This is a genomic window from Luteimonas sp. TWI662, from assembly GCF_039673825.1.
Lineage (GTDB): Bacteria > Pseudomonadota > Gammaproteobacteria > Xanthomonadales > Xanthomonadaceae > Luteimonas.
Window position 1 is genome coordinate 85,000 of sequence record NZ_JBDJMI010000002.1, and the last position, 21,308, is coordinate 106,307.

Here is a 21,308-nt window from a genome sequence, read left to right on the forward strand (position 1 = left end):
CGGGCGGCGTCAGGCGTTGGGGACGTGCCGCTCCTTGACCAGCGCATCGACGACCGACGGGTCGGCCAGTGTGCTGGTGTCGCCGAGCTGGTCGGGGGCGTTCTCGGCGATCTTGCGCAGGATGCGCCGCATGATCTTGCCCGAGCGGGTCTTGGGCAATCCCGGCGCCCACTGGATGTGGTCCGGGGTCGCGGTCGGCCCGATCTCTCGGCGCACGTGGGCAACCAGTTCCTTGCGCAGCGCCTCGGTGTACTCTTCGCCGGCCTTGAGGGTGACGTAGGCGTAGATGCCCTGCCCCTTGATGTCGTGCGGGAAACCGACGACCGCGGCCTCGGCGACCTTGGGGTGGAGCACCAGCGCGCTTTCCAGCTCCGCGGTGCCGATGCGATGCCCGGAAACGTTGATGACGTCGTCGACGCGGCCGGTGATCCAGTAGTAGCCGTCCTCGTCGCGCCGGCAGCCGTCGCCGGTGAAGTACATGCCCGGGTAGGCCTTGAAATAGGTGTCGATGAAGCGCTGGTGGTCGCCGTAGACGCTGCGCATCTGCCCCGGCCACGAGTCGGTGATCACGAGGTTGCCCTCGGCTGCGCCTTCGAGGATCGTGCCGTTGGCATCGACCAGCGCCGGCTGCACGCCGAAGAACGGCTTGGTCGCAGAGCCGGGCTTGGCCTCGATCGCGCCGGGCAGCGGCGAGATCAGGATGCCGCCGGTCTCGGTCTGCCACCAGGTGTCGACGATCGGGCAACGGCCGTCGCCGACCACATCGGAGTACCAGCGCCAGGCCTCGGGATTGATCGGCTCGCCGACACTGCCGAGCAGGCGCAGGCTTGCGCGCGAGGTCTTCTTGACCGGCGCCTCGCCTTCGCGCATCAGCGCGCGGATCGCGGTCGGCGCGGTGTAGAAGATCGTGACCTGGTGCTTGTCGATCACTTCCCAGAAGCGCGACACGCTCGGGTAGTTCGGCACGCCCTCGAACACCAGCGAGGTCGCCGCGTTCGCCAGCGGGCCATAGACGATGTAGCTGTGGCCGGTCACCCAGCCCACGTCGGCGGTGCACCAGTAGATGTCGTCGTCGCGCAGGTCGAACACCGAGGCGTGCGTGTAGCTGGCGAACAGCAGGTAGCCGGCGGTGGTGTGCAGCACGCCCTTGGGCTTGCCGGTCGAGCCGGAGGTGTAGAGGATGAACAACGGATCCTCCGCGTTCATGCGCTCGGGCTCGCAGGTGTCGGGCTGCCCATCGACGACGGCGTCGTACCAGCGGTCGCGCGGCATCTGCATGTCGACCGCGCCGCCGGTGTGGCGCACCACGAGCACCGTTTCCACGCTCTGCGCGCCGGGCAGCTTGAGCGCGGCGTCGACATTCGCCTTCAGCGGCACGCGCTTGCCACCGCGCATGCCCTCGTCGGCGGTGATGATCAGTTTGCTGCCGCAGTCGCCGACGCGGTCGGCGATCGAATTGGGCGAGAAGCCGCCAAAGACCACCGAGTGCACCGCGCCGATGCGTGCGCAGGCGAGCATCGCCACTGCCGCCTCGACGATCATCGGCAGATAGATCGTGACCCGCTCGCCCTTGGCGACGCCCAGGTTGCGCAGCGCGTTGGCCAGCCGGCACACGCGGGCGTGCAGTTCGCGATAGCTGATGTGGCGCGCCTCGGTGTCGGGACCATCGGGCTCCCAGATCAAGGCGGTCTTGTCGCCGTTGCGCGCCAGATGACGGTCCAGGCAATTGACGCTGACGTTGAGCTCGCCGTCGTCGAACCAGCGGATGCGGAAGTCGGCCAGGTCATAGCTGACGTCGCGGATCCGGGTCGGCGGCCGGTACCAGTCCAGTCGCTGGGCGATCTCGCCCCAGAAGGCCTCGGGCTCCTGGACCGAGCGCGCGTAGTCGCGCGCGTAGTCGTCCTGGGTGATGGTATCGGGACCGGCGAAACCGGCCGGGACCGGATGACGTTCTGCGGAACTGGACATGCGGGACCTCTTCCCCTTGTTGCGCGTCTTCCCAGTGTGCCGCATCTGCCGGCCCGCGACGCTAGGACCTTGGTCTAGCCCCGCCGGCCCAGTGCGTCCGCTCACCTGCCCGGGGTGCGTGCCGGGCATCGGCGGGCGGCTCCACTTCGACCAATGGCCAATGGGCGCGGGGCGCGTCGCCGTGCAGTCTGCGCGAAGGACCGGGCGCCGGTTCGACCAGGTTCAGGCTCACGCATCCCTCGGGAGGGGACATGACACAGACCATCGCCGCGCAGGCCAGGCCGCGCCTGCTCACGGCCGCCGTGCTCGTCGCGCTCGCACTGCCGGGCGCCGCCTTCGCGCAGACCGCCAAGGAGCGCGAGCTCGAGGCGCGGATCGCGCAGCTTGAATCGCAGGTGCAGGCACTGCTCGGGCAACAGCAACAGACCGCCGCGCAGGTGCAGGAGGTGCGCACCGCGCAGGCGGCCGCGCCGGCCATCGCCGCGGCCCCGGCCGGCAGCCAGCCGATCCAGGCCACCACGATCACCCCGCAGGCCAATCCGGGCACCAAGTTCACCGTCGGCGGCATGATCCGCATCGATGGCATGGCCACCAAGACCACCGACGGCGATATCGCCAAGGGCACCGCCGGGCGCGACTTCTACGTGCCCGGCGCGATCCCGGTCGGCGGCGAAGGTCCGGACACCTACATGGACGCGCACGCGAAGTTCTCGCGGCTGTGGTTCGACGCCAGCACCGTGCTCGACTCGGGCGACAAGCTCGGCGCACGCGTGGAAATGGACTTCTTCGGCGGCACGCTCGGTAACTCGGCGGCGACCAACACCTACGGCGCCACGCTGCGCCACGCTTACCTGACCTACAACAACTGGCTGGTCGGCCAGACCTGGTCGAACTTCATGGACACCAACGCGTTGATCGACGCGGTGGACTTCGTCGGCCCGACCGATGCGGTGGTGTTCGTGCGCCAGCCGCAGGTCCGCTACACCAGCGGCCCGTGGACGGTGTCGGTCGAGAGCCCGGAGACGACGGTGCAGCCTTATGGCGGCGCGGCGCGGATCATCGCAGGCGACAACAGCGCGATCCCCGATGTGATCGCCCGCTACACCCACAAGGCCGATTGGGGCCATGTGAGCTTTGCCGGCATGGCGCGTCAGCTCAAGTACGAGCCCGCGCCGGGCCTGGACAGCACCGACACCGGGTTCGGTGCGACCGTCAGCGGCCTGGTCAAGCTGGGCGAGAACACCGACATCCGCTATCAGGTCAGCGGCGGTGAAGGCATCGGCCGCTACATCGGCCTGGCGACGATCCAGCAGGACGCGATGGTCGATGCGGCCGGCAACCTCGATGCGCTCGGCGGCTGGGCCGGTTACTTCGGCGTGCGCCAGGTGTTCAGCCCGGCGGTGCGCGGCAACCTGTTCTACGCACGCTCGCAATGGGACAACAACACCGCCTGGACCGGCCTGGGCGTGACCCGCAAGGTGCATTCGGTGCATGCCAACGTGATCTGGTCGCCGGTGCCCAAGCTCGACTTCGGCGTCGAGGCGATCTGGGGCGAACGCACCCTCGAATCGGGCGCGGATGGCGAACTGATGCGCCTGCACACGATGGCCCGCTACTCGTTCTGATCCACCCCGGCGCGGTCGCCCCATCGACCACGCCGAAACGCGCTCGCGCGCCTGCCGCACGCACGACCGGACCATCGGCATCCCGCCGGGCCGTCCATCCCACGCACGCTTCGAAAGGGGAAGCTTCCCATGTCCAGCACGACCGCCAACGCAGCGCCTACGGGCCCGCTGACGAAGGGCCACAAGAAGGTCATCTTCGCATCCAGCCTCGGCACCGTCTTCGAGTGGTACGACTTCTATCTGTATGGTTCGCTCGCGATCATCATCTCGCGGCAGTTCTTCAGCGGCGTCAACGAAACCACCGGCATGATCTTCACGCTGCTGGCGTTTGCCGCGGGCTTCTTCGTCCGGCCGTTCGGCGCGGCGTTCTTCGGCAGCCTCGGCGATCGCATCGGGCGCAAGTACACGTTCCTGGTCACGATTCTGATCATGGGCATCTCCACGTTCCTGGTCGGCGTGCTGCCCAGTTACGCCTCGATCGGCGTCGCCGCGCCGGTGATCCTGATCGTGCTGCGCCTGGCTCAGGGTCTGGCGATGGGCGGTGAGTACGGCGGCGCGGCGACCTACGTCGCCGAGCACGCGCCCGCCGGCAAGCGGGGGCTGTACACCAGCTTCATCCAGACTACCGCGACGCTGGGCCTGTTCCTGTCACTGGCGGTGATCCTGGGTTGTCGCTGGATTCTCGGCGTCGAAGCATTCGAGGACTGGGGCTGGCGCATCCCGTTCCTGGGCTCGATCGTACTGCTGGGCATCTCGGTGTGGATCCGGCTGCAGCTGTCGGAATCGCCGCTGTTCCAGGAGATGAAGGCGCAGGGCAAGGGCTCGAAGATGCCGTTCCGCGATTCGCTCAAGGGCGGCAACCTGAAGCTGATGCTGCTGGTGCTCTTCGGTGCGACCGCCGGCCAGGCCGTGGTCTGGTATGCCGGCCAGTTCTATGCGCTGTTCTACCTGCAGAGCATGCTCAAGGTGGACCTCACGGTGTCCTACCTGCTGATCGCGGCGGCATTGCTGCTGGGCACGCCGTTCTTCCTGTTCTTCGGCTGGCTGTCGGACCGGATCGGCCGCAAGAAGATCATCATGGCCGGCTGCCTGATCGCCGCGGTCACCTACATCCCGATCTTCAAGGGCATCACCCACTACGCCAACCCGGCGATCGAGGAAGCCAGCACCAACTCGCCGGCCGTCGTGGTCGCCAACCCCAAGACCTGCAGCTTCCAGTTCGATCCGGTGGGCATCCGCAAGTTCACCAGTTCGTGCGATGTCGCGACCGCGGCGCTCACCCGCGCCGGCGTGCCCTACAGCGTCGATCCGGCCCCAGTGGGCACGCTGGCGCAGGTGCATGTCGGCCAGACCGTCGTCCCCTCCTACGAGGCCGAGGGCCTGGCGGGCGACGCGCTCAAGGCGCAGCAGGGCGAATTCGGCGGCGCGTTGAAGGCCGCGCTCACCCAGGCCGGCTATCCGGAGAAGGCGGCCACCGACCGCATCAACGTACCGATGACGATCCTGCTGCTGTGGATCCTGGTGCTGTACGTGACGATGGTCTACGGCCCGATCGCCGCCTACCTGGTCGAGCTGTTCCCCACCCGGATCCGTTACACCTCGATGTCGCTGCCCTACCACATCGGCAACGGCTGGTTCGGCGGCTTCCTGCCCGCGATCTCGTTCGCGCTGGTGGCCGGCACGGGCAACATCTACTACGGCCTGTGGTACCCGATCGGTATCGCGATCATGACCCTGGTGATCGGGACGTTCTTCCTGCGCGAGACGCGCAACGTCGACATCACCAAGTAGCGCCCTCGGCGGGCATCAAGACCCGCACGCAAGACCCGGACGCCGGCCCTAGGGCCGGCGTTCGTCGTTCAGGATGTCAGCCGCCCGAGGTCCGGAGGGCGAATGCGTCGCCTGCCACGCATTCCTCCCGGTCGGCAAGCCCACCGCCCGTGCTCGACATCCGTCGCTGTACGGAGCGCGTTTGGGGCGCGCGCGCAGACCGACACCACAGGCGAGAATCCGCTGTCTGCTTCTCGAAGTCGCAGCGGCGGCGCGCGGTGAACCCCCGGCGCGGCCCTGCGACTGCGCCGCCGGGTTCCGCCAGGCGCGTGCCCGGATGACGCTCGCCGTCAGCGCTGCGGCGGCGCCGCCAGCTCCCGGGCGTCGAGATAACCGTCGCGATTGCGATCCTGGCGGTTGAACGTCGCGGCCAGGCGCGCCAGGTGCTCGGCCCGGGTGATCGGACGGCCTTGCCCGCCTGGCAACTCGTCGACCGACAGCACGCCATCGCCGTTGCGATCCAGGCGATCGAAGGCGTAGCCCATCCACGCCTGATACTCAGCGAGCGACACGCGGCCATCGCCGTCGGTGTCCATCCGCTCCAGGTAGTCGGTGGTGCGCGCCACCTGGGCGCCTGCGCCCGTCGCGAAGACGGCGCAGACCAGCGCGATCGCCCGCTGCGCGGTACGCGATCCAGCTGGACGCATCATGCGAGCGGCCGGCTCAGGCGCGCGCGCTCTGCAGCGAGTAGCCCTTGAGCCGGGCTGCGTAGTCCTGCAGCGCGCGGATGCCGCTGGCCTCCGCTTCGCGACACCAGGCCTGCAGGTGCTGCAGCGCCTCGCCGGCGTTGTGCGTACGCGCCTCCAGCAATGCCGCCAGGCGCGCACGGTGCTCGACCAGGGTCCGGATGCGCGGCCGTTGCGCGACCCAGGCCTGCAACTGCGCGCGCGCATCGGGCGCGAGCCAGCGGCCATCGTCGACCAGGCCCCGGCGCAGCTTGCGCGGCAGCAACGCGCGCAACTTGGCGCCGGCCGCCTGCGCCTCTTCGCGCAGCGCCGGACCCAGCACGTTGCGCTGGTAGTCGGTCATCGCCTGGAAGCGGTGAGCGAGCAGCGCCTTGAGCGTGTCGGTGTCAGGCGCGTGGATGTTCGGGCGCACGTCGAGCGATGGCGCGACGCGCAGCACACGCGCCAACCGCAGCGTCTCCAGTGTCTTGATCACCGCCCAGCCGATGTCGAACTCCCAGCGGCGCAGCGCGAACTTCGCCGAGCTCGGGAATGCATGGTGGTTGTTGTGCAGTTCTTCGCCGCCGATCCATACGCCCCAGGGCGTCAGGTTGGTCGCGGTGTCGGTGGTTTCGAAGTTGCGGTAGCCCCACCAGTGGCCCAGGCCGTTGACGACACCGGCGGCCCAGAACGGAATCCACGCCATCTGGATCGCCCAGACCGCGACGCCCTTGAAGCCGAACAGCACGAAGCTCGCCAGCAACAGGACCGTCGGGCCGAGATTCGCGTGCGGGGTGTAGAGGCGGCGCTCGATCCAGTCGTCGGGCGTGCCCTTGCCGTACTGCTCGATGTCGGCGCGTTGCGCGCGGGCCTCGCGATACAGTTCCACGCCGCGCCAGAACACGTTGCCGATGCCTTTGTGCATCGGGCTGTGGGGATCGTCCTCGGTCTCGCACTTGGCGTGGTGCTTGCGATGGATCGCGACCCATTCGCGCGTGATCATCGACGTCGTCAACCAGGTCCAGAACCGGAACACGTGCGCGATCGCAGGATGGAAATCCACGCCGCGATGCGCCTGGCTGCGGTGCAGGTACAGCGTCACGGCGAAGATCGTGAGCTGGGTGGCGGCCAGCAGGTACAGCAGCATCGCGCCCCACCCCCACTGCAGCAGGCCACCGGACAACAAGTCGAACAACGAGACGGACATGGCGACGGGCAACGGGTTCGGGTGTACGTCCCATGATGGGACGGGCCTGCGACGATTGCCATCCCTGCCCGGCCGTATGGTGAGCCTTGGCGTTCAGGCCTGTCACACTGCGCGCGACATGAACACGCCAGACGACCCGACACCGCCGCTGCTCGAGCTGCACGACGCGACCGTGGTCCGCGACGGCCGCACGGTGCTGCACGGACTGCGGCTGCAGATCCCGGCCGGGCGGCACACCGCGATCCTCGGTGCCAACGGCTGCGGCAAGTCCACGTTGGTGCAATTGCTCACGCGTGAACTGCACCCGCTGGCCCATGCCGACGGCACGCCGCCGGTGCGCGTGTTCGGCGCCCGGCTGGGCGATGTGACGCAACTGCGCGCGCGCCTGGGCATCGTGACCGGTCGCATCCACCAGGACCTGCTGTCCCTCCCGTCGCTGCGGGTGGAGGACGCCGTCGTCGCGGCGGCGCACGGCAGCATCGCGTCTGTTGCGCCCGCGCGCGTCGATGCCGCCTTGCGGAGCGCAGCGCGCGACGCGCTGACCGCGATGGCCGCCACGCACCTGGCCGGACGCCGCTACGCCACCCTGTCGGCCGGCGAGGCGCGCCGGGTCCTCATCGCCCGTGCGCTGGTCCATCGGCCCGAGGCGTTGCTGCTCGACGAGCCCTCGACCGGACTCGATGTCGTCGCCCGCGTGCAGTTGCTCGACCGCCTGCGCACGCTGGCGCGCAGCGGCACCACGCTGGTCCTGGTGACCCACCACGCCGAGGAACTGCTGCCCGAGATCGGGCATGTGGTGCTGCTGCGCGACGGGCGGATCCTGGCCGAGGGACCGCGTGAGGCGATGCTGACCGAGGCCTGGCTGTCGCAGACATTCGGCGCATCGCTTCGGCTGGGCTGCGATGCCACCGGCGCGCCGACGTTGCAGGTCGCCCCGAACCGTTGAGCCCCTCGCGGCGCCGCCGCATGCCGTGGCGCTCGCGCTGTGCGATAGTCGGCCCGCATCACCGCTGTTCTGTTTGGCATCACCACTTTCGGGAGGGGGTCCATGCTCGAGCAATACGGTCTGTGGCTGGCGCTGGTCTGCGCGGCCATTGCGATTCTTTACGGCGTGGTCTCGGCCGGCTGGATCAACCGGCAACCGGCCGGCAACGAACGCATGCAACAGATCGCCGGCGCGATCCAGGAAGGCGCGCGCGCCTACCTCAACCGTCAGTACCTGACCATCTCGATCGCCGGCGCGGTGCTGTTCGTGCTGATCGGCCTGTTCCTGGGCTGGTCGACCGGCCTGGGCTTCCTGCTGGGCGCCGTGCTTTCGGGGGCGGCGGGCTATATCGGCATGAATGTCTCGGTCCGTGCCAACGTGCGCACCGCCGAGGCCGCCCGGCGCGGCATCGGCCCGGCCATGGACGTCGCGTTCCGCGGTGGCGCGATCACCGGCATGCTGGTGGTCGGCCTGGGCCTGTTGGGCGTGGCCGGCTACTGGATGCTGCTGCCGCACTTCGGCATTGCCGGCGAGCCCGCACTGCACGCACTGGTCGGCCTGGCCTTCGGCAGTTCGTTGATCTCGATCTTCGCGCGCCTGGGCGGCGGCATCTTCACCAAGGGCGCCGACGTCGGTGCCGACCTGGTCGGCAAGGTCGAGGCCGGCATCCCGGAGGACGACCCGCGCAACCCGGCGGTGATCGCCGACAACGTCGGCGACAACGTCGGCGACTGCGCCGGCATGGCCGCCGACCTGTTCGAAACCTACGCGGTCACGGTGATCGCGACAATGCTGCTGGGTCATCTGATGGCCGGCCAGGTCGGCGCCAACGGCGTGCTCTATCCGCTGGTGCTGGGCGGCGCCTCGATCCTGGCCTCGATCGTCGGCACGTTCTTCGTGCGCGTGCGGCCGGGCGGCTCGATCATGGGCGCGCTGTACAAGGGCGTGATCGTCTCGGGTGTGATCGCCGCGGTGCTGTTCTGGCCGATCACCACGCAGTTGATGGCCGGCAACGCCCACGGCGCAGGCAATCTCTACTGGTGCGCGTTGATCGGGCTGCTGCTCACCGGCGCGATCGTCTGGATCACCGAGTACTACACCGGCACCCAGTATGGACCGGTCCAGCACATCGCGCAGGCGTCGACGACCGGGCACGGCACCAACATCATCGCCGGGCTCGGGGTGTCGATGAAGTCGACCGCGCTGCCGGTGGTCGCGGTGTGCTTCGCGATCTGGGCCTGCTTCTCGTTCGCCGGGCTCTACGGCATCGCGATCGCGGCGACCGCGATGCTGTCGATGGCCGGCATGATCGTCGCGCTCGACGCCTACGGGCCGATCACCGACAACGCCGGCGGCATCGCCGAGATGGCCGAACTGCCGCCGGAGGTACGCGAAATCACCGATCCTCTCGATGCGGTCGGCAACACCACCAAGGCCGTGACCAAGGGCTACGCGATCGGTTCGGCGGCGCTGGCGGCGCTGGTGCTGTTCGCCGATTTCACCCACAACCTGGAAGCAAGGTATCCGGGGGTCGAATTCCGCTTCGACCTCGCCGATCCGGCGGTGATCATCGGCCTGTTCATCGGTGGTCTGATCCCCTATCTGTTCGGCGCGATGGCGATGGAGGCGGTCGGCCGCGCGGCGGGCGCGGTCGTCGAGGAAGTGCGCCGCCAGTTCCGCGAGATCCCCGGCATCATGGCCGGCACCGGCAAGCCGCAGTACGACCGCGCGGTCGACATGCTCACCCGTTCGGCGATCAAGGAGATGATCATCCCGTCCCTGCTGCCGGTGCTGGTGCCCGTCGTCGTGGCACTGGGAATGAATGTGCTGATGGGCCCCGGTGCGGGGATCCGCGCGCTCGGTGGCCTGCTGATCGGCACGATCGTCACGGGGTTGTTCGTCGCGATCTCGATGACCACCGGCGGCGGCGCTTGGGACAACGCCAAGAAGTACATCGAAGATGGCCACTTCGGCGGCAAGGGCAGCGAGGCGCACAAGGCCGCGGTCACCGGCGACACCGTCGGCGATCCGTACAAGGACACGGCCGGCCCGGCGATCAATCCGCTCATCAAGATCATCAACATCGTCGCGCTGCTGCTCGTTCCGCTGCTTTAGGCCGGCGGCGGCATCGACGCGTCGTCACGGGCGCCGGATCTCGGGCACGGCGCCGATGGGACGGCGCTGTCGCTGCAGGGAATCGGGCGCAGCGCCTATCGCGGCGTTTCGCGCGTGCAACCGACCTCGGCCGCAGTCAGTCGCGCAGGAACACGCCCTGGGCGAGATCGAACCATGGGGTGCACAGTAGGCGCTGGACATCGGCGAACGCGAAATCGGCCCGCCAGACCTCACCGTCCTCGCCCGGCTCGGGCGCGAGCAACCGCGCGGCGTCGGCCGGGGCGACGCCGAGACACCAGCGCACCGCGGCCGGCGCATCGCCCAGCCACTGCGAGAACGCGAACTCGCCGACCCGTTCACCGCCCGGCTCGACACGACGTGCCAGCGGCGTGGGCGGCACCGTCGGTGCCGGCGTGGGCAGCGCCTGCGCGACGTGCGAGAGCGTAACCCGACCCTCGCCTTCGTCGCGCAGATAAGGCATGCCGGTTGCGCCCTGCGTCTGGCGCCCGGTCAGCACCGCATGGCGGTCGCCCCGGTCGAACACGGCGAGCGCGACGCTGCCGACATTGCGCAGCCGATAGCGGACCTCGAGCGCACCGCGCGTCGTCACGGCGAACACCGCTTCGAGCGCGACGCCGTCGGCGTCGACATGGGCGCGGGCAGTATCGGTCGGCGTCATGGAGAACCTCGTTTCTCGGGAAGCAACGGCGGGACACAGCGCGAACAACTGCACCAGCAGAATCGCGGTGACGGCGCTGCGGACGACGCGCCGGCGACGGCCAGAATGCGGCGAGCGCCGTGAGCGCCGCGCGCACGCCCCGCATCCGCGGCGCAGTCGACATCACGCGAAAGGCGGCGCAAGCGCCGCCTTCCGTGTCGCACTCACCGCGCCGCAGCGCAGTCGATCAAAGCGCGTAGCTCGGCCGATCCGGCAGGCCCAGTTCGCGGCGGATACCGTTCTCGGTCAAGTGGATCGGGTTGTGGGTGATCGGGCCGGTGCCATCGAAGTCGTAAGGCTGGGCGCTGGTCTCCAGGCCCACGGCCTGCCGTTCGGCATTGGGCACCTGACCGCTGTCGGGGCCTTCGCCGCGGTAGGTGCCCGGCAGGAAGGTGCCGTTGACGCCGTTATAGGCATGCGACATTTCGTGGTAGAGGACCACCGACGGCGCCGGGAAGGCATCCATGTGGAAGGACGGGTTGTAGCTGATCGTCACATCGCCGCCCGCGCCCGGGCGCCCATTGACGATGTCGGCATCGTTGCTGAAGGTCTGGGCGTAGCCGTTGTCCTCATTGGACAGTTCCTGGATGGTCACGCTGTTGCCCTTGGTCTCGGCCGCCTTGTCGAACTCGGCGAGCATCTGCTGACCGTTGGGCGAGGCGCGCAGGAAATCCAGTTCCGACTGCATGCGCTGCACGAAGGCATCCGAGCCCTTCACTGCGATGCCGCGGTCGCCGGCGCTGTTGTCGATCTCGACATTGACCACGGTCGGCTTGGCGCCGGTCGCCGCGTTGACCAGGTCCGAGACCTCCGCGTACACCGTCGTCTGCGCGTGGGCGCCCTCGATGGTGTCCTGGCCGTCGCCGGCATACACCGTGGTGCGGCCCTCACCGACGTGGATGGTGTCGTCGCCGCGTCCGGCCGAGATGATGTCGAACTCGCCGCCGCCATGGATGACATCGTCGCCGCGGCCACCTTCGATGTAGTTGGTGCCCGTACCGGCGTGGATGGTGTCGCTGCCGTCGCCGCCGTAGATCACGTTCACGCCGCTACCGCCGTGGATCTCGTTGCTGCCGCCGGTGGTGTGGATGTCGTTGCGGCCGCTGCCAGTCACGCGGATCAGGTCGTCGCCGTCGCCGCTGCTGATGCGATTGTCGCCGTTGCCCTCGACGAGCACGTCGTTGTCGCCCTGACCGGCATCGACAACGATGTTGACGTCGACATTCGGGGCGACCTTGATCGTGTCGTTGCCCTCGCCGGTGCGCAGCGTCAGCTCTTGGCCCTCGCCCAACCGTACCTCGTAGCTTTCGTCATTGACGGTGACATCGAGCGTGCCGTCGTCGCGCTGGCTGACGCCGACATCGTCGTCGCCGCTGCCGGTGGTGAACACGACTTGGTCGCGGCTCACATAGCCCTGGGCCACGGTGCGTTCGCGCGCGATCTCCACCTGCCCGTCCTTGTGCAGCGGATCGATCTGGATCGGCTTGCCGTCCGGGGTACTGCCGGTGGTGCGCTGGCTCGGATTGCTGGCCGTGCCGTCGATCTCGACCGTGCCCTCGGCCGCACGCTGCAGCCCCTGGCGCACGGTCACCTGCGGGCCGTCGTCCTCCAGGCCCTTGATCGGCTGGTTGAGATCGATGCCGTCGGCCGGGCCATCGTGGCGATGCGGGTTGGGATCGAGCGGGTTGTCCCAGTACCCCTGGGTGCTTGCGGACGAAACAGACGTGGGCGACAGCGAATCGAGCGTGGTCATGGCAGGCCTGCGCGAGAAAGGTGGCGTCCATATGTACGCCAGCGTATGGGGCGCCCGTACTGGGGCGTACCCCAGGCCAAACCCGCTTGAAACGGTTTCAGGCGAAACGGACCAATAGCCCTCGCTGCGCCGCAACATGCCTTGCGCGTAGAATGACGGCCCACTTTCCGCACTGGAACCGCAGCAGCATGGGCCTGGATTCCGTCTCCACCGGCAAGAACCCGCCGCACGAAATCAACGTCATCATCGAGATCCCCAAAGACGCCGAGCCGGTCAAGTACGAGGTCGACAAGGAGAGCGGCGCGATCTTCGTCGACCGCATCCTGTCCACGCCGATGCGCTATCCGTGCAACTACGGCTACGTGCCCTCGACGGTCTGCGGCGATGGCGACCCGGCCGATGTGCTCGTCGTGCTCCCGCTGCCACTGGTGCCCGGTTCGGTGATCCGTTGCCGTCCGGTCGGCGTGCTGAAGATGAGCGACGAAGCCGGCAGCGACGAGAAGATCCTCGCCGTGCCGGTCGAGAAGATCTTCGCCGGCTATGCCCACGTTGACGATCTCGACAAGGTGTCCACGCACTGGCTCGAGCGTATCGGCCACTTCTTCGAGCACTACAAGGATCTCGAGAAGGGCAAGTGGGTCAAGGTCGAAGGCTGGGGCGACGCCGCCGAGGCCAAGCAGATCCTGGTCGACGCGATCGAGGCCTACAAGCAGGCTGGTTGATCCGCATCCGGCGTGGTGAGCGCGCCGGAGCCCGCCCGGCGCGCTCGCAAGGCGCTGGGCGCATCGACGCTGCGCCCGCGTGGCGTCCCGCAGGGGGAGAGGCACAGGTGCGCATTCTGTTCGTGGGAGGCAGCGACGGCCTGCCCGCCGGTTTGCTCGAACTGGTCAGCGGCATGGACGCGCGCTGGGACATCACGCATGTCGAAGACGGCGGCGCTGCAATGGCCTTGGCCGCCGAGTCGCCGCAGGATGTCGTCGTCGTGGCGCCCACGCTGGCGGACATGTCCGCGGCCATGCTGCTCGGCCAGATCCGGACGCTGCGACCCGAGACCTCGCGCATCGCGCTGATCGGCGCCCAGCCGCCGGCACGTGTGCTCTCGCTCGCCCACCGCTTCCTGCCGCTTCCGGTCGACGACGCGCAGTTGCTCGAGGCCATCGGCAGCCTCCAGGAACTGCGCGACCTGCTCGACGACCCGGCCCTGCGCACGTGCATCGGCCGCATCGAACGGCTGCCGCCGCCGCCGCAGACCTATCTGGCACTGACCCATGCGCTGGAGGCGGAAGACGCCACCGGCGCGGCCGACATCGCCCGGCTGATCGGCCGCGATCCGGCGATCGCCGCCAAGGTGTTGCAGTTGTGCAACTCGGCCTACTACGCGGCCGGCCGGACGATCGCCGACCTGCGGACCGCGGTGACCCGCCTGGGGCTGTCGACAATGCGCGACCTGGTGCTCGCCAGCGAGGTCTTCGCCCAGCCCGGCCGGATCGACGTCGACCGCCACGCGCTGCAGCAGCGCGCCCTGCACGCCTCACAGCTCGCGCGCCGGCTACTGCCCGATTCCAGCGCCGAACTCGGCGCGACCGCCGCCCTGCTGGCCGACATCGGCCTGCTGCTGCCCGGCGTCCGCGATCCCCACTCGGAGGTGGTGGCGACAGGCGACGACCCCCGATCCGATGCCCCCGGCCACATCGAGGCCGGCGCCTACCTGCTGGGCCTGTGGGGCCTGCCGATGCCGATCATCGAGGCCGTCGCGTTCCAGCGCGATCCCGCCCGCGCCGGCACACGCGGTTTCTGGATCGCCGGGGCTGTGCACGTCGCCACATCACTCGCGGGCGACCTACCGCTGCGGGAGGACTATCTGGCACGCGTCGGCGTGCTGGAGCGGCTCGAGGATTGGCGCGCATGGGCGCTCAGCGCCGCCCAGGCATCCGCCGCGCACTGATGCATCGCCTTGGGGCGACCCGCGGTGCGTCAGGGCGCCTCGCTTTCATGCCACCCCTGCCCCGCCTACCGCGTGGATGGCGAGCCACACGACCAACGCCTCCGCTGCAAAGAACTACGGCCCCTTTCGGGGCCGTAGTCTTGTCACGTGCGTTGCTTCGATCGATCAGAAGCGCTGCTGGTACTTCATGTAGGTGAAACGACCGATGTCGAAAGCGGCCTGGTAGGAGAAGCCAGTGGTCGGCTGCGTGTAGACCAGCGGACCGACCTTGTCGAACACGTTGTTCACGCCAATCGAGACGGTGGCGTTCCACGGCGCATTCCAGCGAACCTGGACGTCGTTGAACGTCACCGAGCCGGTCTTGTTCTGCGGAATCGCGTTGTCGTCCTGATCGATGTAGTCGGGCAGGTTACACGTGTCCTCGAAGTAGCACTGCTCCTTAATGCTCGAGAAGTAGCGCGCCGTCCAACTGGCACCGAAATCACCCATATCCCAGTTCAGCGAAGCAACAGATCGGATGCGGAAGTTGCCTCCGAACCCGACCCGCGGCTGGGGCGTGGTGTTATCGGTGCTGTCTGCCTTGATCTCGAAGTTGCTGTAGTACGTCGTCGACCAGTTGACGCCGAAGGTACCGACGCTGGTCTCCGGCATCCGATAATTGACGTCGAAGTCGTAACCCTCGATTTCCCAGTAGCCGGCGTTGCGGCCGATACGGGTCAGATTGTCGACAACGCCGTTCTCGCCACGCGTGAAGTACTGACACTGCGACTGGATATCGTAGACATAGCAGTCCGACAGGATGCCTGACGCAGTGAACGAGGTCACGACGTTGTCGATGCGGGTCTTCCACCAGTCCAGCGACATGCCAAGGCCACTGACGTACTGCGGGCTGTACACCAAGCCAAGCGAGCGGCTCACTGACTCTTCCGGTGTCAGATTCGGGTTGGAGCCACTCAGGAACGGCGTTCCGGTCTGGCCGCCATAAGCGATGGAACCGCCTTGGCCGAGCTGACGGTAGCCCGCGTAGTTGGCGATGTCGGCCGCGCAACGCGCATAGACATCCGGGTTGTTGGCCGCGACGCCACGAACGGTGTCGCAAGGATCGACATAGTAGTCGAAGGTCTGGCCGACGCCGCCGTAGAGATCCGAGACCGACGGAGCACGGAAACCCTGTGCCCACGTACCGCGAACCAGCAGATCCTCGATGGGACGCCAACGGAAGCTGGCCTTGCTGTTGGTCGTGTTACCGAACACGTCGTAATCGGAGTAACGGCTGGCCAAGTTCAGCGCGAGCTCCTGCGCACCCGGCATGTCTGCCAGCAGCGGGATGTCGAGCTCAAGGTACGCCTCGTTGACGCTGTAGCCGCCGGAGGTTTCCTGAGCAGCAAGGTTGGTTGAGTTGCCCGTCTGCGCGAAGGCATCCGGCGAGTAGCGTCCCTTGACGCGACGGTTCTCCAGCCCAGCGGCGAAGCCAAGTTCACCCGCCGGCAGCGTCACGATGGAACCGCTGACATTGGCGAAGTAGTTATGAGTCGTCGTCTCCGACGTCGCATTTTCCATCAGGAAAAAGCGACGCTGGATGTCCGGGTTGGCCAGCGAGTTCGGCCCCTCACTGAGCACCGGGCTCCAGGGGGTGCAGTCGGCAAGCGCGATCGGTGCGTCGGGCGTGCCGCACTGGACGACGCCATTACCGTTCAGGAACGACGGGCCGACAGCCTGGCGAACGGCGAGCTTGTTGAAGTCGCCCCGCCCCCGGATGGTCGCGTCGCCGCGGGTGAACAGATAGCCGGCATCCCAGTCGAAGAACTTCTCGCCCACCTCGAACGAACCCTCGAGCGCGGCGCTGAAACGGTAGGTATCGAGACGGCGATCGGTGGTGCGCGGCACTTCCCAGCCACGGCGGCGGAAGTTCAACGTTTCGCCGGTGGGATTGAAGTAGCTATCCGGGCTCATCGGCGTCTGCACGTCAACGGCGCCGCTCTGCAGCGGGTAACCGGCGACCTGGACGCTGGTCTCGCGTCGATTGAAGCTCGCATCCGTCTTCAGACGCAGATTGTCCGTGAAATCGAAATCGGCACTGGTGAAGATCGACGTGCGCTCCATGCCGGTCTTGACCATCATCTGCTCGGCGGCATTGCTCGAGTCACCGATGACGCCCGGGCTCGGATTGACCTGCGGGCGATAATCGGCAAGGTTGGTCGGATCGCCGCCGTCGCGCAGGACAAGCCACGCATCAGCCGCCCTAGCGTTTGGCTGGTTCGGGTTGCGGATGTTGCCGATCGCACCGACCGGCGTGTAGTTGTTGTCTTCGCTCTGCCCCGGATACGAGAAGCGCGAGAACTCACGGTCCTTCGCAAAGACCGGCTCTTCCTTGTCGTACTGCGCGCCGAACACGATCGAGCTGCGCTCGCCCTGCGAGCCGATGGTGAAGTCGAACGACTGGATCGCACCGTCACCCTGACCGTACTGGCCGTAGTAGGCGTTGGCTTCGGCACCGTCGAAATTGCGACGGGTGATGACGTTGATCACGCCTGCGACTGCGTCGGAGCCGTACAGAGACGATGCGCCGTCCTTGAGCACCTCGATCCGCTCGACCATCGAAGACGGAATCGTGGCCAGATCCTGCAGCCCGTCGTTGTTCACACCGAGGCGGCGGCCATTGACCAGGACCAGGGTCCGCTGAGGTCCCAGGTTGCGCAGGTCGACAAACGTACCACCGGGGCTCTCGCCCGAGCTCAGCGGATCGGACCGACTCAGCGACGGGCTACCGGTGGATGCAATGTTCTGCAGGATGTCGCCAACCGACTGGAAGCCCTGATTCTCGATGTCCGTGCGCGAGATCGTCTGGATCGGCTGCGCATTCTCGACATCGACCTTGCGAATACGCGAACCGGTGACCTGGATGCGGTCGAGTTCGGTGGTGCCCTGCGTCTGGGTCTGCGCGCTGGCAGCGACGGGCGCGAGCGCGAACACGATCGCGGCGGGCAGCAGGCCCTTGCGTATCGCGGAGGTGCGAAGGTTCATCAAAATTCTCTCTCCAGAGTGGTTGTGTTACTGACGCGTTAAGACGCCCATCGCACGTTACGTCTGCACACTGGACTCACGCCTTGCATCCTCCACCGTCTGACTTTGCCGAATCTGTCCCTTTCGATGAATGCGAGACGAGGATGCGACTCTCGTCACAGCGGCATGTCATGCGCTCGCGTACATCTCGCGGGTCACCCGTTCGCCAGTTGTAGCCTGGCCCGCCGCGCGATACTGACTCGCTGACATACCGTGGTGCGCCTTGAACGCACGGGCGAAGCTGCAGCAGTTGTCGAAGCCGGTGGCGGCAGCGACTTCTCCCACCATCATCGACGTGGTGCGCAGCAGATGGCCCGCGCGCTCGAGCCGCAGTCGCACCGACAATGCCTGCGGGCTCTCGTCGTACAGCGCGTGGAACGCCTTGGAGAAGTACCAACTGGAGAAGCTCGTCAAATCGGCCAACTCGCTGATACGGACCACCCGGTCGCTATTGCCTTCCAAATAGAGCCTGGCCCGTTGCATGCGGCCGAACACCTGACGCTTTCGGTTTCGCGAGCGGCCCGGACATCGGCGCGCCCGAGCCGCCAGGTCGCGCTGCATGATCGCGAGCTGCAGTAGTAGCGGCCGAACGCTGAGTCGGTCGCAATGCCCCCGCTGAGCCTCCCGCCACAGCCGCAGTAACACGCGGACATCTTGCAGCGAAACGCGGCCGCGCCCGGCATACAAACCGCCGTCGTCCAGCGCCTGCAACTCCGAGAGCGCGCGCGCATCGAGTGCGAGTCCGATACAGATGCCGTGCGGCCCCGCCTGGATCAGCGGCGCGGACTCCTTCTCGAACGCCATCCAGTCCCCGCGACGCATGCGGAATCGACCCTCGCGAGACTCGATCCAACCATCGCCGCGCACCTGCACCCAGACACTGAATGCCGGTGCGGTGACCTGCACCACACCCAGGCGGGACGCGCCGACGCACTGCGCCGGCATCACGACTTGGTCGAATTGAAGCAGATGACCGCGCTGGGACCACGGGGCGATAGACATGCGAGCACACCGGTGACGGAGGAGCGTCCTTTTTGCCATCTGCGCTGCGCACTTGCCCGATGGCGCGACTACGCTTTGCCGAATTCGCTCCGATGTTTTTCCGAAATCCTCACGACGCCTTTCTTCTCAATGCCATCAACAACTTAGCGAACAGACTCTGGGACCCACTGCGAGTGATAGGCAGGGGCATCACGCCGATATCGGTTCCGTCTTCCGTCGCGATCGACACCAGCCAGTCCTGTTGGTAACCGCTGAATCCGTTGACCGCACTGCGGTTGGAAGCGTCGAGGCACTGCTGGTCCTCACGACGCAGTCTGTCCTGGCCGATCGCGAATCGAGTCATCCGGGTGAGGCACTGGTCGTCGCTGTCCAGATATGACAACCGCCCGTCGGACATCAGCGCCCAACTGCGGTAGCGCCATCGTGACGGCACGTCCGCGCTGAGACGGCGCGGATGGGTCAGGTCGGCAGCCGCGCTCCAGATCCCATTGCCGTCCAGCCGAGTGTAGAGCACCTGATTTCGCCGCGGATCGAACCGGACATGTGAAACGCCATCCAGACGTCCGATCACACGCCAACGGCGATCGTAAGCAATCAGCACTGTCCGCCCCTCGTGTTCCTCCTCGACCACAAGCAACCCACCGTCCGCGCCATACGCAACCTGCAACGGCTGCGCGGCCGGCACCGGAAGTGGTGTCGCGGTGCCTGCTTCCGGCTCGACTTCGACGATGCCGGGCCGGCCTGTCGCGTCCAATGTGGAGACCAGCAAACGCCGACTGTCGGCAGACCACGCCGGCGGCTGCCGCGTATCAGGGCGTACCCCCGGGATCGGACGTAGCGAATCGGGGCGCTCAAGATCGGCCCACCACAACTCGGAACTACCAGAGCGGTCGGACGTGAACATCAACTGCCGGCCATCCGGCGCCACGACTGGCTGGGTGTCGCGCCCCGACGATGCGAACAAGCGTTCGCGATGCCCGGAGGTCGCATCGATCCGGCTGATACCGAACTGCGGCTGCCGATGCACGAAGGCCACCAGATCCGCATCCCGCGCAGTCGCCGGCATCTGCGCATCCTCGACCCCGAGATCGGCGGTCGTCCTGGTCGCCAGGTCCAGGCGGTGTAGGCGTGTTTCGCTATCGATCCTCCTGCCATAGACCAGCGCCTGACTGTCGCGGGTCCAGCTCAGTCCGCGCAACTCCGCACCGATCTGGGTCAATTGCTCGGCGCTCCCCCCCTCGACCGGGATCCGCCACACATCACCGAGCTGCGGATTGCGAACGAAGGCGATCCAGCGACCGTCGGGGGATGCCTTGGGCAGGTAGTCGATGGCACCGGGGACGGTGGGATAGCGCACAGCGCGCCACTGGCCCGTCGCCAGGTCGAAGATCCGCACGCCGCCGCCGTCCGGGCTGCCGGTCATGGTGCCGAACAGCAGCCCGCTGCCGTCGGGCAACCAATCGAAGCTGAGGAGTTCGCTTCCATCGCAACGCACGATCTCTCGCTCCTGCCCCACAGCGTCGGCGGCGGCGAGCATGATCCGACAGCGGCCCGCATCGTCCCAACGGACGAACGCAATGCGCGCCCCGTCAGGCGACCATACAGGCAGATCGTCCCGTTCTCCGGCGGTCGGCACCGACAGCGCCCAAGGTGCGCTACCACTCGTCGCTTGCACCAGGATGGATGCGCTCGGCAATGGCGTCCCGTCATGCAGCGTACGGGCCGAATACGCGACTTGGCTGCCATCTGGCGACAGGCTGGGCGACAGTTCAAATCCTGCAGCGGAGGTCACGAGCCGATACGAGCGCCCCGGTGCAACCGCCGCGGCGGCGTCGGACAGCGGCGGCGGCGGGACCGACGTCGGCGGCGCCAGCAGGACCAGGCTCACGACACAAATCGCCAGCAGCGCGAACACTGCGCCTGCCCACCAACCCGCCTGTCCCTGCATCCGCACCGAATGGGGTCGGGACGGCCCTTCGCTCGCCGACGGAGCCGTCGTCATCGGCCCCCCGGATACCGGCGACGTCGCGTCCACAGGCGCCGGCGATGCCGTCGATTCGCTGTCGACTGTCGACACCGGAACCGTCAACCGATAGCCGCTCTTGGCAATAGTCTCGATGTAACGCCGTCCCTCGGCCGTGCCGAGGTCGCCCTGCCCGAATGCTCTGCGCAGTTGGGTGATCGCCTGGGTCAGCACGTCGTCGGTCGGCAGCGTATCCGGCCAGGCTTCTGCCAGCAGTTCATGCCGCGAGAGCACCGTGCCCGGACTGCGTGACAGGGCGCGCAGCACGGCGGCGGCCTTCGGCGTCACGCGCATGGGCCGGCGCGCACCGGGCATCTCGACCTCGCGCGTCGCGAAATCCACCATACCAACGCCGACACGAAGACGTGGCAGTGGAACGGCGTCCTCTCCATGGCGTGAAACGGTCATG

General features: G+C 67.4%; 14 protein-coding genes. 6 read left to right on the forward strand and 8 right to left on the reverse strand.

All coding sequences use genetic code 11. The annotated features are described in order from the left end of the window. Nucleotides 1-9: 9 nt before the first annotated feature. Entirely contained in the window at nucleotides 10-1,968 is a 1,959-nt protein-coding gene (gene acs, locus ABE488_RS02875) for an acetate--CoA ligase (RefSeq protein ID WP_346447066.1), read from the reverse strand. A gap of 251 nt (nucleotides 1,969-2,219) precedes the next feature. On the opposite strand from acs, the gene ABE488_RS02880 reads away from it, so the two are divergent. Further along, a complete protein-coding gene (locus tag ABE488_RS02880; RefSeq protein WP_346447068.1) occupies nucleotides 2,220-3,593 on the forward strand; it encodes a DcaP family trimeric outer membrane transporter in 1,374 nt (457 codons plus the stop codon). A gap of 129 nt (nucleotides 3,594-3,722) precedes the next feature. Then, nucleotides 3,723-5,384, forward strand: a complete 1,662-nt coding sequence (locus ABE488_RS02885; RefSeq protein ID WP_346447070.1) for an MFS transporter — start codon at nucleotides 3,723-3,725, stop codon at nucleotides 5,382-5,384. Nucleotides 5,385-5,713: 329 nt separating this feature from the next. On the opposite strand, the gene ABE488_RS02890 is transcribed toward ABE488_RS02885, so the two are convergent. Together ABE488_RS02890 and ABE488_RS02895 are read right to left on the reverse strand one after the other, a co-directional pair. Next, complete coding sequence (locus ABE488_RS02890) at nucleotides 5,714-6,073, reverse strand: EF-hand domain-containing protein (RefSeq protein ID WP_346442723.1); 360 nt, start codon at nucleotides 6,071-6,073, stop codon at nucleotides 5,714-5,716. Between the two features lie 13 nt (nucleotides 6,074-6,086). Then, nucleotides 6,087-7,295 (reverse strand): fatty acid desaturase, encoded by a 1,209-nt coding sequence (locus ABE488_RS02895; RefSeq protein WP_346447072.1) that lies wholly within the window; start codon nucleotides 7,293-7,295, stop codon nucleotides 6,087-6,089. A gap of 118 nt (nucleotides 7,296-7,413) precedes the next feature. Between ABE488_RS02895 and ABE488_RS02900 the strand changes: the two genes are divergently transcribed. Together ABE488_RS02900 and ABE488_RS02905 are read left to right on the forward strand one after the other, a co-directional pair. Next, nucleotides 7,414-8,241 carry an ATP-binding cassette domain-containing protein gene (locus ABE488_RS02900; protein WP_346447074.1) on the forward strand — a complete coding sequence of 276 codons (828 nt, stop codon included), beginning with the start codon at nucleotides 7,414-7,416 and terminating at the stop codon, nucleotides 8,239-8,241. 102 nt (nucleotides 8,242-8,343) lie between these two features. Then, nucleotides 8,344-10,395, forward strand: a complete 2,052-nt coding sequence (locus ABE488_RS02905; protein WP_346447076.1) for a sodium-translocating pyrophosphatase — start codon at nucleotides 8,344-8,346, stop codon at nucleotides 10,393-10,395. A gap of 136 nt (nucleotides 10,396-10,531) precedes the next feature. Here ABE488_RS02905 and ABE488_RS02910 read toward each other — a convergent pair whose 3' ends face one another. Together ABE488_RS02910 and ABE488_RS02915 are read right to left on the reverse strand one after the other, a co-directional pair. Further along, a complete protein-coding gene (locus ABE488_RS02910; RefSeq protein WP_346447078.1) occupies nucleotides 10,532-11,074 on the reverse strand; it encodes a hypothetical protein in 543 nt (180 codons plus the stop codon). A gap of 226 nt (nucleotides 11,075-11,300) precedes the next feature. Further along, entirely contained in the window at nucleotides 11,301-12,866 is a 1,566-nt protein-coding gene (locus tag ABE488_RS02915) for a M91 family zinc metallopeptidase (RefSeq protein ID WP_346442714.1), read from the reverse strand. Between the two features lie 188 nt (nucleotides 12,867-13,054). Here ABE488_RS02915 and ppa point away from each other — a divergent pair, with 188 nt between their 5' ends. Together ppa and ABE488_RS02925 are read left to right on the forward strand one after the other, a co-directional pair. Continuing rightward, nucleotides 13,055-13,588, forward strand: a complete 534-nt coding sequence (gene ppa, locus ABE488_RS02920) for an inorganic diphosphatase (protein ID WP_241945145.1) — start codon at nucleotides 13,055-13,057, stop codon at nucleotides 13,586-13,588. A gap of 107 nt (nucleotides 13,589-13,695) precedes the next feature. Further along, entirely contained in the window at nucleotides 13,696-14,811 is a 1,116-nt protein-coding gene (locus ABE488_RS02925; RefSeq protein WP_346447080.1) for an HDOD domain-containing protein, read from the forward strand. Between the two features lie 165 nt (nucleotides 14,812-14,976). Here the strand turns inward: ABE488_RS02925 and ABE488_RS02930 are convergent, their stop codons facing one another. The 3 genes from ABE488_RS02930 to ABE488_RS02940 all read right to left on the reverse strand — a co-directional run bounded on the left by ABE488_RS02930 (nucleotide 14,977) and on the right by ABE488_RS02940 (nucleotide 21,307). Continuing rightward, on the reverse strand, nucleotides 14,977-17,835 hold the full coding sequence (locus ABE488_RS02930) for a TonB-dependent receptor (protein ID WP_346447082.1): 2,859 nt from the start codon (nucleotides 17,833-17,835) through the stop codon (nucleotides 14,977-14,979). A gap of 168 nt (nucleotides 17,836-18,003) precedes the next feature. Continuing rightward, nucleotides 18,004-18,819, reverse strand: coding sequence for a helix-turn-helix domain-containing protein (locus ABE488_RS02935; RefSeq protein WP_346447201.1), 816 nt, complete (start codon nucleotides 18,817-18,819; stop codon nucleotides 18,004-18,006). Between the two features lie 166 nt (nucleotides 18,820-18,985). Beyond that, nucleotides 18,986-21,307: a winged helix-turn-helix domain-containing protein gene (locus tag ABE488_RS02940; RefSeq protein WP_346447084.1), complete on the reverse strand. Its 2,322-nt coding sequence runs from the start codon at nucleotides 21,305-21,307 to the stop codon at nucleotides 18,986-18,988. Between the last annotated feature and the right edge of the window lies 1 nt (nucleotide 21,308).